A 15,159-nucleotide genomic window follows, 5' to 3' on the forward strand; every position below is an offset into this window, starting at 1 on the left:
TCTTCGTTCTATAACAACGAATCGATATTGTTACACATTTTGTCACCCTGAATAAAGTCAAAGGGCGCTGCACTGCATTCCAGCAGTATTTGCGTCTGCCGCCCTCAGTTTTTTCAGCGGTTGCTCCTTCGCTCAGCCATCTGGGTTGGCTCCGTTCGCTGAAAAACCTCACTTTGCCCTAAATCAAGGTTACCCGCCAAAAAAAGGCGGGAGTCATTTATTGTTTCCCCGCCGTTACACGCTGCTATCCCTTCTCTCCATTGCGTTAGCACTCCATTCCGTTCTCGGTCTAGCGTGGCTGTTCGATTGCCGCAACACCGCCGCGGCGCTCCTCATCCGCAAAAAAAAGTTCCTTGCCCCAAAAAAGGGGCACCACTTTTTTTGCTCCTTGCGGTGCTGGGGGGCGTTAATTGCCGTTTCCACAAGAAATACCGCAAATTAATCCAAGACCACCCTGCATTTTTTCGAAAAGAAAGAGAAAAAACCAAGCAAAACTAGCGTCCATTCCTCACTCTCAGTCGGTATTCCGAAAGCTTTCGGAATCCCTCCGTTCCCGTTCGTCTTTTCCGCTTCTAGAACGGCTTTCTTTTTTTCTCTTTTTTCTTTCCTAAAAATTAGATACCAAAAAATGGAAACCATAATAAATAATTAAATCAAAAAAAAGCCTGATCTCTCGACCAGGCCTTCTTATAAATCCGGAAAAGCTTACCAATCAAATCCGGATTATTTATTTTTAGATTTTGTCAACCATTTTAAAAGGACTGATACTGCAAAACTCACAACGGCTCCCACTACCGCTAAGATAATCGTTTTTACAATATCTTCAGAAAAGATGTTGGGTATCACACTCAACAACGTCCCTGATACCGTGCCGGTTCGAAGGGAGATATTAGTCTCCATCACGAGCTTTGTTTTGGTTTTCTTGCTCTTTTTGGGCTTTATCATCAACAGTAATTTGACTAATCGCAGAGATCACCCCACCGGCAACGGCCAAATAACCGGCAACAGTAACCACGGTAGCCGGTAAAACAATGGGAGCCGCAATCACACTTCCGCTTATGGCCAACAAGGTTAAACCAACGGTTCTCAAAATCTTAAAAAACTTTGGAGTGGGCGCTTTCGCGCGTTCTACTACATTCATAATTTTTCTATTTATTTTCTAAATTATCGTCCTAAGGTTTAATTTTTTACAAAAAAAGCAATATAAAATGAGCTTTGAAGTTTGCATTCAATTATGCTTCAAATTACTGTTATTGCCGGGATTTAACTGTCCTTAGCTTCCGCAGTCGAGCGTCAAATGTTTGAAGAAGTCGTAAAAACAAAAACTGTTTGAGCGAAGCGAGTTTTTTTGTTTTAGACTTCGAAAACTAATTTGACCGACGAGGGAGCTCAGACTTGATTTTTTTGTTTCTTTTTTGATCAAGCAAAAAAGAAAATCAGCAACCTTAATCTTTTTCTTTTAATAAAAACGTCAATGGTAGCGAAGTAGAAGAATTAGAATGAATACTTATTTTCACTTCTTCATTGCGCTCTAAAACCGGATAAACCAAAGCTTTCAGCTTTTCAAACGCTTTTCGGGAAAAACACCCTTTACCAATTCCGCTATGCTGACTAACGGGAGCAATACAACCCAATAATTCCTTCTTAGCGTCATTGGCGGGATGGATTAAGATTAAATCTCTTCCCGGAACACTTCTCAAATGCAAATGCCATTGGAATTTCGGGCTAAATCGCTTCACTAAAACATATTCTCCTTCAGGAATACAGGAAATCCGCCTTTGATTTTGAAGCCAAGGCAATTCGATGGTATAACAAACTATTGTGCCGTTCCATTCTAAAACTCCCTGCGTTCCCTCGGGAAAATAAGTTCTGTTCAACACCAAAACCATCTTACAATCCGCTTACCTGCACCAGGGCCAACGGGTTGTAGGCACCGTTTTTCAACGGATACATTTTGCCATTCACCTCTTGAAAATACTCAACCCCAAGAGCCAAAAACAGCGGACTAACGCTGTTTGCACTAACCAAATTAGTTTGGTTAATGGCTGCCGTTGGAGTCATATCCCAAGGCAAAATTGCAGTTTCCGAACTTGCAACAACAAAAGTTTCCGCTTCAAAATTGATTTCAGCCCCAGCCGAAATAATTTTGAAATGAGTGGTTCCGCTCGGAGCCGCAATCATATTCCCAGGAAGGAATGAATCCAAATCAACTGCAATTTCTCCGGTCGCCCTGTCAATCGTTCCTACAAAAGGAGCGAATAAACTGGTGCCCAATTTCCCTCTGGCATTAAAGTCAAATCCGGCAAGCAATTCCGCCTCCCCATCAATGACATTGCGCAACCCTCTTTCGTTTACCATATCTGCCTGAATCACCTTGACCATCGCCTGCGTCAGTCTGCCCACCATTCTGCTGTCCGCCGAATTCAAAAGCAAAGTACGCAATGCAGTTCTCAACGTTTTACCGGCCTTTCCGGCTCGGCCAAACTCAGCGCAATTCTCACGCGTTCTCTGAAACGCAGGATCGCTCGCAATTCTGCTCGCATCGATGCCGCCTTTCTCACGGGCCAAATGCCCTTCTTGGGTCTTATAAAAAGTAATATCCCCGATAGTACCTTTCAACTTAATTATGCCTTTCTGCCTTGCCATAATCTCTAATTTTTAAGTTCAAAATAATCTAACTGTTCTTTCAATCATCATCCTGTTGCAACATTCCCCGATTGATTATCAGACAAAGTTGAGGTATCGACGAGGAATTTGAAAGAGGGTAGTGTACCATATGTCTTGGACCGACATAAATGACCAATATGAGCACAAATAGTACTTAGAAAAAAGCACAATAAGCCCCAAGTAACTACCTTTTGGTAAGAGATTTCATTCGGAGATTATATTTATAGTAAATTATATTTCGGTAGGAGACAAATTGGACTTAAAGGCATATCAAAGCCTAGTCAAAGGTATGGATAGAGTATGAAAACAGAAACGAAGAGGTTGTGTATCTACCCGAAGGATATACAGCGCATAACAGGGAAAAGTTATCGTCAAAGCACAAGATTGATGCAAAGAATAAGAAGAGACCTTAATAAGCTCGAAAATGAGTTTGTTTCAGTAGATGAGTTTTGCCATTATACCAGTTTAAATAAAGAGCAGGTACTAGCCTTAATTGTTGGTTGAAATTTCAACTCTCAATATTTAGCATTTAATTTTTCGTTGATCCTTAAAAAGTGAAGTGGTATTTAGGACTTTCAAAAACAAAAAATTGTGGGGATTATGTGGGGATATTTGTCAAACAAAAAACCCTAACTCCTTTATTTACAATGGTTAGGGTTTTAAACTGGCGGAGAAAGAGGCTCCGATGCCTTTATAATAGTCCCTGTATTTACTGAGCTTTCGATATGTTTTTTAAGAACAGGGTCACCAATAGGGTCACTAGACTTTCAAAGTCTTTATTTTAATAATGTAAAGGTAAGAAATAAGTGTTTAATTCTTTGATTTTTAGGGGATAAAATTATTTACTTGCTTTGTTTTTTAAAGGCTGATTTGTAAATAAGATACCATTTTGATACAATTATGAATATAATGAGAGGAAAAAATATGTTTAATAAAAAATAAAAAACGGATAGGTTCTTTCTTTATTTTCTATATCTAAAAATGGAATTACAGTGCCATTTGTAAAAGATTCTTTTATTGATTAGCTTGAGAAAGGAGTAACTTTTAAAATGTAAAATTTATTAATTATCCTTTTTTATTGATGGTTTTACAGATACAATTTTATCATCTTTTAAAATAACTAAAACATTGTTTTTTTCTTTTTTAAACTTAATTAAATTTTGGTAAACCTTGTCCATCACTTTGAAAATTTTGACCTGATTAGCATGATTGATAAACTTTAATTTTTTAAGTCATCGGTTTTCTAAATAGCCGATTTTTACCTGTTCTAGTAACTTTACATTCTCTTCAATCGTGTTTTGAAAAAACTCAGTCATAATTTTGGCAATATTACTGGAATGTATATCAATTGTGTTTTTCGTTAATATTTTTTTTATTCTGATAAAAAGATCTTCGCTTAATTGAGCAATTTTTCCCATATCTCTCCCTAAAACCCTTGCAGCAATCCAATTCAGGTTGATATACTTATCACCAAAAAGATCATTGTGTTTTTCATATATCTCATTGGCATACATATCAAAAAAATGCTTTAGGATTTTACTGATGTCTTTGACATCGTCGCGTCTTATTTCGGGACGTTCTTGAAAAGCAAGCAATTTGAGCAGTACAATACCGGGTAAGGTGCAAAATTTAAAGCGGTGTTTTTCTTCGAGTTCAGCTTCCGGAAGACCAGAATCATATATTTCCTTGAAACCAGACATATTTAGGCTGGTAAGCCCTGTTCCTTGAACAGTTACATTAGATGGTTTAGCTTCAATTTCACCAAAAGACATTAAATCTATTTGTATAATGTTTTTCTATTTAAGTACAAAGTCATTATCTTTATAAGGGATGAATCCTTCTACGTTTATGAGATATTCTCTGAGATCAGCATAAGTGTTTTTGTCATTTATAAAAATAGCAAAATCGATGACTCCAGTAACTCTGCTGGGAGGTATATTGTTTATGGCCGTCATCTAAACATCACGTGCTACGGCACCTACCAGATAAAAGTCGATATTGTATTTATTCAGTCCTTTTTCTAAAGCGGTAAGCATATTGGATTGCGACTATTATTTGTTATCATATATTCATTTTCTGCAAGCTAAACATTAGTAATAGTACTGTTTAATTTTTCATGCAAGATTTTAAGTTGAGTAAGATCTGCTAACAAAGCTTGATCTGTAAAAAAAATCTCCCTTGAAAACGGTATTTACATTTTTTGAATGATTTTTTTAAGCGTTCAAACATTTGAATAACTTCATCATTAGAATATTCAATTTTAATAAAAGATATAAATCTCTCCTGTGAAGCGAACTTCCTAAGAACCGAAAATATTCATTTTCAGGAGGATTAAAACTTACCTTATCGATTGTTTTATAGATCTTTGTGGTGCATAAAGTTACTGATAGGCTTGTTAGATTGCTAACAAATTTGTAATTTAGCTTAAGGTTAGTTAGCTTTTATTCTAATCATTAATGTTTGTGTTTAGAGCTAATTTTTAAACAAGACCATTGTGAATTGCTTTTAAAATTGTATTTTTGGTTATAATTCTTAGCATCTAACATAATATGTTATATAATTAAGTTGTGAATTGCTTTTAAAGTTGTATTTTTAATTTATCATTTTCAGAAATGAGATTAAGTAATATTATAAATAACCGTTTGTGAATTGCTTTTCAAAATTGTAATTTATAGTTGATAGCAAATGGGAGTTTATAGTTTTTGTATAATTAGATGAATGCTGTGTCTTTAGTATTTGTCAAATTTTATGCCTACTATTTAACAATATAATTTGAATAATGTTTTTTTTATTTTTTCGTGTAAGTTTGTTTATTTTCAGTATTATTAATCTTGAGATTATCTATTGGTAAGTTTTTCAGCTCTAATAAATTTTGAGTTAAAATTTATGAATTTGTAGTTTTAGATCTATTAAATTGGCAAGTGATTTTGACTAAAAGTTAATATTCTCCAATATGAATAATCTTACCTAGAGTATCAATTTGAATTTTAATGATATTTTGTAAATGAGAAGTACTTCTAACGGTTTTATAGTTAGTATCCTTTAAATCTTTTAATTCTTCAATCTTGGGATCTGAATGATGTCTGAATAGATAGTTTTTTTTTGCAATTTTTTGAACTCTAAAAATATTTGGACTAATTAAATGATAGTTCTCTGTTTTTTTTAAATCTATATCATGTGGATTAAAAGATTCAGTTGGAAATATAAAAAACTCATTTTGTTTCATTGAAAATAAAAATTCCCATCCTTTTTCGTGATTTTTATTAACAACTGAGATTCCTGAATTTTTTCGAACGACAGCATCATAAAACGAAACTACTTCTTCTTGTATTTTTCCTTTTTCATCTTTGTAAATAGAGACATGATGGTTATTTCTTGGACTAACAAAATCGGAGGGTATTGGATTGTTGTTTTCGTCTAAAATTTCATTGCCAAGATGGTCTTTTTTAGTATGTAATGCCTGTACGCTACTTACCCCACTGATCGTACAGCGCTTAATAGTAATTTTTTTTTCTTTGTATAACCAAATAGGGTTATCTTCAAGATTTGAAAAAGCTTTTTTGGGATCATCGTTAAAATGTTTCAATCTGTTTAGAAGTATTTGTTTGATTTTTGGATCGATTACTTTTTCAATACTTTTTAGATCTTTGAAATTAGTAGGAGTAATATCTTTTCGTATTGTATATTTGTCTTTCAGCCTAACCATTTTTACTTTTTCAGGAACTATATTGTTTTTTTGACTAGCTAATAAAATAGGATTCTTTGCTAGAGCATTTTTACCGGTAAAGGCTTTTTTTGGGTTGTTGTTGTTTTCAGCTAAGCGAACTAATAAAGCATCGCGGTATTTTTTTTTCGCTACATTAGCAATGTGTAGGGCTGTAAAATGAGCTCCTATTTTTTCTAAGTTTGTATCATAATGTTGTATTTTTCCGTAGACTGTTTCTTTATGTAGTTGGCCACGTGGTGTAAATTGAATTTTTTCATTGCGACTATTTTTTGATTTTGCAATATTTTTATTGCTGGTGAGGACTCTATTTTTTGTTTTATAAGAGATCAAAGTGTTTATAAGGTGTTTTTTAGTTTCTTCTCTTATATTTTTTATAGGTGGAGTGAAAAATAATTTGTTTATATGATCTTTTTCTAAGTATTTTGTTTCTGTTGTTGCAATCGTGTTTGTTATCTTATTACTGAAGTGTCGGGTACTTAAATTATTTAAACGTTCAATATAATATGGTTTAGTGAATGCAATTGTTATAGCATTCAAGGCGTGATGACGAAGGTCATAATGTTTGTTCCATTCTTTAATTTGAGATGTTAATTTTCCATTTTTTCCTTCTGCAGTTATAGTTAAATCGAGTTTGTTGTATTTTTCCCAATTGAGTTCTTTCATTACCTCTAGAAGTTCCCAGTCTTGTTGTAATTTAGTTGTAATACTAGAAGATGTTATTGTTAAGTTTGTGGAAACTTTTAGAAGAATTTTTTTGGTATTCCGCACAATATGATGAGCTTCTTTTAATTGTCTGTCAATAAAACCTTCTGGGATTTCGTTGTCGGACATTAAAAGTTTATTCTGTTTAGCTGGGCTAATTTTCCCAAATAGATTTTCAACTCTTTTTTGGAAATCACTAAATTCTCTAGGAGAAAGTGTTTCTTGTAAGAAAGAGAAGGCAGTTCTATTGTTTTTATAGATATTTAATTGTCTTTCACAAATTGTTTTATTTGAGTAACTGTCATCAAATAGGCGTGATTTTGGGATAATGTGGTCAATATCATATTCATTAGAAAAGAGTTTTGAAACCTTTATCGGTTTTCCTGTATACAGTGAAATTCCTTCGGATTCTTTCCAAAGTTTATAGCGAATAATGTCATTTCGAGTTGGTTTAAGGATTTTGAATTCATCTTGTAAAAATTTTGTAATTTGGTCGTGTTCGGCTATACTTTTGTTTATGGCCTTATTCATTTGGTTACGCTGATTATTATTTTTTTTCAACTCGCGAGCTAGTTCCACCCTAATTTCGTCTGGTCTTCCCATTGATGGATCGGCAATAATGGCATTAATCACATTAATCATTTGATTAAGGATTTTCTCCACGACAGGATTTCTTAAACTGTTTTTCTTGATTAAATCCAGCGAATCTTTTAGAATTCTATCATGATTTTGTTCTGTCGTTAACGAAGAGGAATGATTGTATCCAGAGAGCAAACAAGCTTGATCATAAATTTGTCCGTCCATTAAATGAGGCAAGACTTTTTTGATTGCTTTGGCACTTAAACTACCGTAATTGGATTGGAGATTAATATTTAAAAGAAAAGGAATGTGATTTTCTTTAAAACCAAACTTGGTCATTAAAGTTTTTTTCAAGGGTTCGTCTTCTTCACAAGAATATAGCAGATGCCATAATTGATAATAAGGTTGCTTATCAAACTCATTCCCTTGAATTGAAGAATCAAAATTGAATACATTGGTAGTGATCTTTAACGTTTCAAATATTGGAAAAACAGCTTCTTTTATTTCAAAAGGAGACATTTTAGAAAAATCCATTTGATAGCCTTCCACTTCAAGGATTTTTTCAAAGGCTTTGTAGATTGCTGTATTGGTTCTATTTCCCTCAATTTTTTTGAAGTTCACGGAGTGACTTCCTTTTTTTAAACCACAAAATGCCATTAGTTGAATATCAGTCATATTCTCTTTGAATTGAAGTTCTTCGGCTATTTGTTGTTTTAATTCTTCCTCTAATAGAAAAAGTTCTTTTGTAGTTTCATTTTTGACAACAATATTATTCAAGTTTTGCCAAATCCTAAATTCCTGAAATAATGGAGATGATTTCGGAATAGCTTTATGTCCTTTTTCAAATTCACAATGATTTATTAAATGTTTCTGTGACTTTAATTTTCTTTGGTAGAAAATGGTAATATCGCGGACTTCAGCTTTTAGTTTGTCATTCAATTCAGGATGAAATTTGGCTTGCGTTTCCCAGATTTTATCGAATTCATCTAGGTAATCCTGACGATAAAAAACTTGATTTTTTAGTTTAGAATGAGCATTATTCTGAAGTTGTTTGTATTGGAATTGCCCAACAGTTTCTTTATTAAAATGCAATTCTTTACTACGGTCGCTAATGGCACCAAGGTAACCGCTCGATTGATTAATCTGATTGTTGATTTCTGTAATGATAAAAGCGATAACTTTTAAATCAAGCGCATTGTCTAAAGCATCATTTCTCCATTTATAATGTTGTAATTTACTTTCTTCCTTAGTTCCTTGATTTTCGGCAAGTTCTATTTTTAATATTCTATTAAAATGTTGGGAAGTTAATGTTCTTGATTTTCCCTTAATCTCTTCAAGTAATTCATTATTTATTTTTTGAGAATGAAACTGTTTTTGAAACTTTACGATTTTTTCTAGTTCATTTTGCAAATCAGAACGATAAAAATCGGGGATATGATTATTTCCATTTGACAGCGACTTATAAACCCATTGTCCGGGGGTCAAATTGTGTTCAAACAATTCTTTGGCAAGGATCATTGCGTCAACAGCTTCACCATCTTCGATCACATTTAGTTTTCGATTACTTTTATAACCACGTTTTTTGTTTAACATTAAAAGTACCTTAACTAGTTCCTCTTTGGTAATGGCTTCAGAGGCAGATTTAGCTCTTAATTCATAAGAAGAAAAAGTAGTTTGTTTACCCGTTTCAGAGTAAATAAAATCATCAGAAATGAAATTTAGGTTGTTAAATATCTCTAAAATTGCTGTTCTTCTTTGTTTAAAGCGTTGCAAGCCTCTCCTTGCAGCACGTTTTAAAGTCCTGTCAGTATTGATTGAAATTGATTTTCCCTTTTTGAAATCATTTTCTTCCTCTGAAGAGAGCGATACAATACGCACACCAGTATCAATAATTTTTGATACTTCATTTTCGTTTTGTGCTTCGTTTATAAATGCCCATCCGATTGTGGTAACATCTACATTCAATCCCAATATTTTATTCATATCGACAGAATTAGTTTTTAAATTTAGTGATTTTTTACTTTTTATAAGGAAATTTCAAGTAGAAATTAATTTTTTATTGTATACTTGTATTACAATTTTGAAGCAATTCACAATAAGGATTATTCCGTTGTGAAAACATTCAAAGCGGCATCTTTAGGGTTGTCGCTTTTTTTTTTTTTTTGATTTTTATTGGGAGAATGAATTTATTCAGGGAGTCAATACCCTTGGCTGAAGTAGAACAATGCTATGGATTAAGACAAAATCCATCTCCGAAGAGTGTACAGTATATTAATGTCTCTTGCCTTTTTATTTATCTTTTTTAATCAGTTACTAGTGGAAGCATTATGTGAAATTCCTTTAAAAAAAAACAGATATTTGGAATATTAGATAGGATATATCGAAAAAAAGAGAAGGTAATTTTTCTGTCATAGGTAAGTACCTAATAGTTCTATGAGGAAAATATACTTTTTGTAGAATATTAGTTATTGTGAATGATTATCGAATCAGCTCTAGAGTACGCTCATCTTGTAATCCACTGAAATATTTATCCAATACTTTAAGAAATACAGGATTTGTATTTTCAATATTGGCAAATATTGTCATACAGGAGTGCAGTTTAAGATTGTCCTGACTTCCAAAAATTTGTGTTATTTCTTTTTTGTTAAGATTTAAGAGCTCCTCAGAAATTTCGATAAGATGTTTGCCAAGTATGGGATGTGCCAGATAGGAAGAGGCCATTTCTAGACTAGTGATATGATAAGAATTAGCTGTTTCATTGAAATTTAGCCCTTTGGTTTGTGGGAAAACAGACCACATCCAGTGGGTTTCTTTTTTGCCATTTTTTATTTCTGAGAGCGCTTTTAGGTATACCTGATTTTGTGCATCTAGAAATTTGATTAAATTCTTATTTGTGTTCATTTCTTTAATTTGGTTACATTTAGTCAATCTGAATACTAAATTAATAATTTATTCGGCATAATGTATTCATTTTTTCTCTGGCTAAGTTAGCATGTCCAGTTAGAGAATTTTCTTTATAAATAAAATTTTCATTTTTTTGTATGTAAGAAAAGCACATAGTTTGCAGTTAAAATTTTGTAAATTATTGAATTTGGTTAGTTGTTTATAGTTGAAAAAAGTAGTTTCGAGTTTTAATAGAGCACAATAATTATTAAGTTATCCAAAATAGTTTTTTTGCAATAACTATTTGGTAATTAAACTACTACAAAAAAAACATGAAATTTAAATCACTAATTGTATTATTCCTTACGACAGTAATAGTTGTTATGAATTCTTGCACTGCAGACCCTTACGAAGAACCTTTAACATCAGTGACTCCTCCGACGACGCCTCCAACGACTCCTCCGACGACGCCTCCAACGACGCCTCCAACGACGCCTCCGACGACGCCTCCGACGACTCCTCCGACGACTCCTCCGACGACTCCTCCGACGACGCCTCCAACGACGCCTCCGACGACGCCTCCAACGACTCCTCCAACGACGCCTCCAACGACGCCTCCGCCTTCAGATCCGAATAATTATTCTTATAGTAGTTCTGAAATTCAGTTGATGGATTTAATAAATAACTACAGAGTAAGTATTGGTTTAAATTCTTTAGTTAAAAGTAATTTTATTTCCTCAAAGGCAGAAGAGCATAATAATTATATGCTTAGCACAAATATTCTGAGTCACGATAATTTTAATACTCGATCTCAAGATATAATGAAAGTATTAGGAGCTAAGGCAGTAGGTGAAAATGTTGCATATAATAGTAGTACCGTACAAGCTGCTTTTGACGCTTGGTTGGCTAGTTCTGGTCATAAGGCTAATATTGAGGGGACTTACACTCATTTTGGTATTTCAATTAGAGTAAATTCAGTGAGTGGTAGAAAATATTACACAAACATTTTTGCCAAAATATAATTGATTTTTTATATAAAAGAGGCTGTTTTATAACTTATAAAACAGCCTCTTTTTGTTTATTGCTCGAACTCTGATTCGATATCGGTCCTATTGAATTCTCCAGTACTAATTTTAGTTATACTTTTTTAAAATCATAAAGAGATTATAATCGACTAAGTTAGTCAATTACAAAATCAATCTTTTTAATATTAATAAAGGCTTAGTAGATTTATTATTTAAAGGTAATTTTATCCCCCTTGACTTCAGTAATGAAATTTTTCATGGTACAATTTCTTATCTTAATAGTTCATTTATCAAAAAAAAAGTCTACTTTATTCTAATCAATTGCCCCAAGATAATTATTGAAGTAAAAAAGTATGGAGGGCTTTATGTTAGACTTTGTTTTTTGCTAATGCTTTAGACTTCCGTTTTAATTTATCAATAAGAGCGTCGGCTTTTTCATTTTGACCAATGAATCGTAAAGATTCGGCATACCGATAATAATACAAAGGTTCTAAATCAGAGGTCATTGCAAATAGCTCGCCGTACCATACTGCTGCTTTATCTAATTTAGAATTTGAGTATGATGAATTTCCTAATTTTTGAAATAAATCAATTGATTTATAGCCTTTTGCAGCAACTCTTTCATAGGTTTTTATGACATCAACATAAGCATACTTATCGCTTATTTTATCGGTTACATAATTTTTTTCGTTTTGGGCAGAGCTGCTAAATGAAAAAAGAATTAAGAATACTAAAACAGCTAGTTTTTTTTTCATAGGAATTATTTTAAAAGAATCTAGGGGTTGTCATTTTTTTATTTTTGTTAAATAATTCGTATCGTAAGAAAACTTCATGTGAACCAGAATTATAATTGTTAAGTTCTGTTGTTTCATGATCATAACCATAGCCTATATACAAGGCATCAGAAACCTGAAAACCAACCATTGCACTCAATGCAGCACTCCATCTGTAGGCAACTCCAATCACAAATTTATCATTAAACAGGAGGTTTCCTGATATATCAACTTGAAGAGGAGCTCCTTCTACCATTTTGGTAAGTAAAGCTGGTTTGAATTTTGCAAAGTTATTTAAATCAATGACATAACCTGCAATTAAGTAATAATTAATTTTTTCTTTAAAAATTCGCACTGTATTATCATCATAACGGTTTGTTTCTATAAAATTAGGAACAGACAAACCTACATAGGCCTTGTCAGAATGATAGTAAACTCCTGCACCTATGTTAGGGGAGAACTTATTATGATAGTCATGTAGACTTGGGTCATCATCCACAGGATTTAATTTGTTCACATCTAAATCGAATAGATTTGCGGTTGCTTTAATACCAAAAGAGAGTTTGAAAGTCTCTGATGTAGGAACGGTATAAGATAAATCAGCTGAAAGTGTGTTTTCACGTGTAGGCCCAATTCTGTCATTTATTAGTGATATTCCCAATCCTAAATTACTTTCGTTTAAAGGGGTATTTATTGATACCGCATTGGTGACAGGCGCACCATCAAGTCCCACCCATTGCGTACGATGTAAGGCAAATATGCTCATGGCCCCTCTTGATCCTGCATAAGCTGGATTGATTGAAATGGTATTATACATATATTGTGTAAATTGTGCATCTTGCTGAGCATAACTTAGAGCTGTAGTTAACAGTAAAGCGGATAGTAGTACTCTTGTCTTCATTTGGCTTAGTGTTTTAAACCTGAGGATTGCTAGCCCTCAGGGATTAGATTTGAGTTAAATTTATCTTGTAAGGTATAAGTAACCATCTTTTTTGTTAATCTGGATTTTATTGTTACCATCCAAAGAAGTATAATTCAGAATATAGAAATAAGTTCCTTTTGGTAAATCAGAAGACTGCTTAACATTAGATTTTCCGTCAAAGGCATTCGAACTATTATTATAGTTTTGGGTCTTATAAACTAATATTCCAAAACGGTTATATATTTCAAGTGTATTTTCGGGATAGCAACTTGTGTCAGTAATATTATCTATGGTAAATGTTTCGTTAATACCATCCCCATTTGGAGAGAAGGCATTATGAACTTCAATTATACCGCAGCCTAATACAATCTTATCACAGTCATCATTTACGGTCATATTAATTACCACACTCCTAGGACAGGCCGCAGTATTAATTTTATATTCAAAATGGTAATTTCCTAGAGGAACTCCTAGTGAAGTAAAGATACTACCTTGTAGTGTTCCTGTATTATCGCCAATCCATATTCCACCTGTTGGGGTGCCTTCAGGGAGTAGACTATTTAAGTCAACTGCTGCAGGATTAGCATTGCAGGCAGAACTGGAAACTGTTATTACGTTGCTGCTGACAGTAACATTTATGATTTGAATAAATTCAGTTTTGTTATTGCATGGGTCAGTAGCATTCCATTTTCTAATAATTGAGTAAGATGCTGATGTTACATTGATAATCTTTTCAGTAAATATTACCGGGACACTGCCTGAGCAATTGTCTATTGCCGTTAGCTTTGCAGCAGTGGGTATTTGATCGCAATTTACTGTGATTTCCATCGTAGGTAAAGTTTCTACAAATACTGGAGCAGTGGTATCTTTCACAATTATAGTTTGTGAAGCTGTTGAAGTATTTCCACAACTATCAATCGCTGTCCAAGTTCTAGTTACCGAATAGGATCCAGTACATTCTCCGTTATTTGTTAGGTCATTAAAAGTCAACTGAAAATCTGAACCACAAGAATCTGTTGCAGTTGCTTTAGCAAAGGTTAAAATTTCTGAACATTCAATAGTTGAAACCCCTGGTAAAACGGCAATCACTGGAGCAATTACATCTTGTACATTTATAGTTTGTGAAGCGGTCGCATTATTACCACTATCATCAGTCGCTGTCCAGGTTCTGGTTATAGAATAGGAGCCAGCACAAGCGCCTGGATTTGTTGTGTCTAAAAATGTTAAGGTAAAAGGGCTGCAATCTGTTGCTGTTGCTTGAGTAAATTGCGGGGTTGCGTTACAATCAATGGTTGTTGATTGTGGCAGACTTGCTATTACTGGTGCTGTTGTATCTTCGATAGTAAATATAGCAGTAGTGTAACTAATGTTATAGTTATCCAATGCATTTACAGGCACAAGCGTTGCACTGATTGTGTATGGACTTCCTGCTACCGTTTCCCCTGCTGTTCTTGTGTAAGTAGCAGTTATTCCATCTTGAGGTATATTACCTGTTAACGTTCCTGTAAGTATAGGGTCGGATTCTCCGCAGTTTTTACTAGCTGGATCAACCGTTACGGTCAACATAATTTTACCGATCGCATTGTCCACAGTTCCATTGGCGGTATTGTAGTTATTGTTTCCTGCAAAGCTCCATACATCAGCGGTATAAGTTCCCCCGTTGGTGTGTGTTGTTGCGCTTACATCCATCAATGCCGTAAGATCTGCCGGAGTGGATTCCACCCCAATAGCCGTAAAGGCAGAAGTATGAGGATTTCCATCGTAAGGAAGCGAGTAAGGAGTAACCGTGATTAGGGCATCCGCTTTGTTTATTGTTACTGTCGCATTACCACTAGCAGGGTTATAGCTTTCATTACCATCGAATGTCCAGGCTACTAATCC

The 15,159-nt window shown here is 33.9% G+C and carries 12 protein-coding genes; 2 read left to right on the forward strand and 10 right to left on the reverse strand.

The genetic code is table 11. The annotated features are described in order from the left end of the window. Positions 1-723 precede the first annotated feature (723 nt). The 7 genes from BUB25_RS16665 to BUB25_RS13610 all read right to left on the reverse strand — a co-directional run bounded on the left by BUB25_RS16665 (position 724) and on the right by BUB25_RS13610 (position 10,576). Complete coding sequence (locus tag BUB25_RS16665; RefSeq protein ID WP_170066909.1) at positions 724-900, reverse strand: hypothetical protein; 177 nt, start codon at positions 898-900, stop codon at positions 724-726. Next, complete coding sequence (locus BUB25_RS13580) at positions 890-1,141, reverse strand: hypothetical protein (protein ID WP_072945276.1); 252 nt, start codon at positions 1,139-1,141, stop codon at positions 890-892. The genes BUB25_RS16665 and BUB25_RS13580 overlap by 11 nt, the downstream gene beginning before the upstream one ends. A gap of 304 nt (positions 1,142-1,445) precedes the next feature. Beyond that, positions 1,446-1,889, reverse strand: a complete 444-nt coding sequence (locus tag BUB25_RS13585; protein WP_072945278.1) for a DUF5675 family protein — start codon at positions 1,887-1,889, stop codon at positions 1,446-1,448. Position 1,890: 1 nt separating this feature from the next. Continuing rightward, on the reverse strand, positions 1,891-2,646 hold the full coding sequence (locus BUB25_RS13590; RefSeq protein WP_072945280.1) for a hypothetical protein: 756 nt from the start codon (positions 2,644-2,646) through the stop codon (positions 1,891-1,893). Between the two features lie 1,253 nt (positions 2,647-3,899). Then, entirely contained in the window at positions 3,900-4,439 is a 540-nt protein-coding gene (locus BUB25_RS13600) for a hypothetical protein (RefSeq protein WP_211297026.1), read from the reverse strand. A gap of 1,166 nt (positions 4,440-5,605) precedes the next feature. Next, complete coding sequence (gene cas9, locus BUB25_RS13605; protein ID WP_072945283.1) at positions 5,606-9,658, reverse strand: type II CRISPR RNA-guided endonuclease Cas9; 4,053 nt, start codon at positions 9,656-9,658, stop codon at positions 5,606-5,608. 495 nt (positions 9,659-10,153) lie between these two features. Further along, positions 10,154-10,576 carry a DUF1810 domain-containing protein gene (locus tag BUB25_RS13610; RefSeq protein WP_072945285.1) on the reverse strand — a complete coding sequence of 141 codons (423 nt, stop codon included), beginning with the start codon at positions 10,574-10,576 and terminating at the stop codon, positions 10,154-10,156. 373 nt (positions 10,577-10,949) lie between these two features. Here BUB25_RS13610 and BUB25_RS16705 point away from each other — a divergent pair, with 373 nt between their 5' ends. Together BUB25_RS16705 and BUB25_RS16710 are read left to right on the forward strand one after the other, a co-directional pair. Then, complete coding sequence (locus BUB25_RS16705) at positions 10,950-11,195, forward strand: hypothetical protein (protein ID WP_211297027.1); 246 nt, start codon at positions 10,950-10,952, stop codon at positions 11,193-11,195. Between the two features lie 31 nt (positions 11,196-11,226). After that, positions 11,227-11,580: a CAP domain-containing protein gene (locus BUB25_RS16710; protein WP_084089618.1), complete on the forward strand. Its 354-nt coding sequence runs from the start codon at positions 11,227-11,229 to the stop codon at positions 11,578-11,580. Positions 11,581-11,951: 371 nt separating this feature from the next. Here the strand turns inward: BUB25_RS16710 and BUB25_RS13625 are convergent, their stop codons facing one another. The 3 genes from BUB25_RS13625 to BUB25_RS13635 all read right to left on the reverse strand — a co-directional run. Next, positions 11,952-12,338 carry a flagellar motor protein MotB gene (locus BUB25_RS13625; protein ID WP_072945286.1) on the reverse strand — a complete coding sequence of 129 codons (387 nt, stop codon included), beginning with the start codon at positions 12,336-12,338 and terminating at the stop codon, positions 11,952-11,954. 10 nt (positions 12,339-12,348) lie between these two features. Then, on the reverse strand, positions 12,349-13,257 hold the full coding sequence (locus tag BUB25_RS13630) for a PorP/SprF family type IX secretion system membrane protein (protein WP_072945288.1): 909 nt from the start codon (positions 13,255-13,257) through the stop codon (positions 12,349-12,351). Between the two features lie 60 nt (positions 13,258-13,317). Then, positions 13,318-15,159, reverse strand: a 1,842-nt coding sequence (locus BUB25_RS13635; protein WP_139256918.1) for a T9SS type B sorting domain-containing protein, incomplete at its 5' end; no start/stop codon positions are given.

The organism is Flavobacterium granuli (genome assembly GCF_900129705.1).
Taxonomy (GTDB): Bacteria; Bacteroidota; Bacteroidia; order Flavobacteriales; family Flavobacteriaceae; genus Flavobacterium; species Flavobacterium granuli.

Coding starts and splice junctions, on each gene's coding strand:
- BUB25_RS16665 (WP_170066909.1), bottom strand. CDS start 900: ATGGAGACTAATATCTCCCTTCGAACCGGCACGGTATCAGGGACGTTG.
- BUB25_RS13610 (WP_072945285.1), bottom strand. CDS start 10,576: ATGAACACAAATAAGAATTTAATCAAATTTCTAGATGCACAAAATCAG.
- BUB25_RS13585 (WP_072945278.1), bottom strand. CDS start 1,889: ATGGTTTTGGTGTTGAACAGAACTTATTTTCCCGAGGGAACGCAGGGA.
- BUB25_RS13590 (WP_072945280.1), bottom strand. CDS start 2,646: ATGGCAAGGCAGAAAGGCATAATTAAGTTGAAAGGTACTATCGGGGAT.
- cas9 (WP_072945283.1), bottom strand. CDS start 9,658: ATGAATAAAATATTGGGATTGAATGTAGATGTTACCACAATCGGATGG.
- BUB25_RS13580 (WP_072945276.1), bottom strand. CDS start 1,141: ATGAATGTAGTAGAACGCGCGAAAGCGCCCACTCCAAAGTTTTTTAAG.
- BUB25_RS16710 (WP_084089618.1), top strand. CDS start 11,227: ATGGATTTAATAAATAACTACAGAGTAAGTATTGGTTTAAATTCTTTA.
- BUB25_RS13625 (WP_072945286.1), bottom strand. CDS start 12,338: ATGAAAAAAAAACTAGCTGTTTTAGTATTCTTAATTCTTTTTTCATTT.
- BUB25_RS13630 (WP_072945288.1), bottom strand. CDS start 13,257: ATGAAGACAAGAGTACTACTATCCGCTTTACTGTTAACTACAGCTCTA.
- BUB25_RS13600 (WP_211297026.1), bottom strand. CDS start 4,439: ATGTCTTTTGGTGAAATTGAAGCTAAACCATCTAATGTAACTGTTCAA.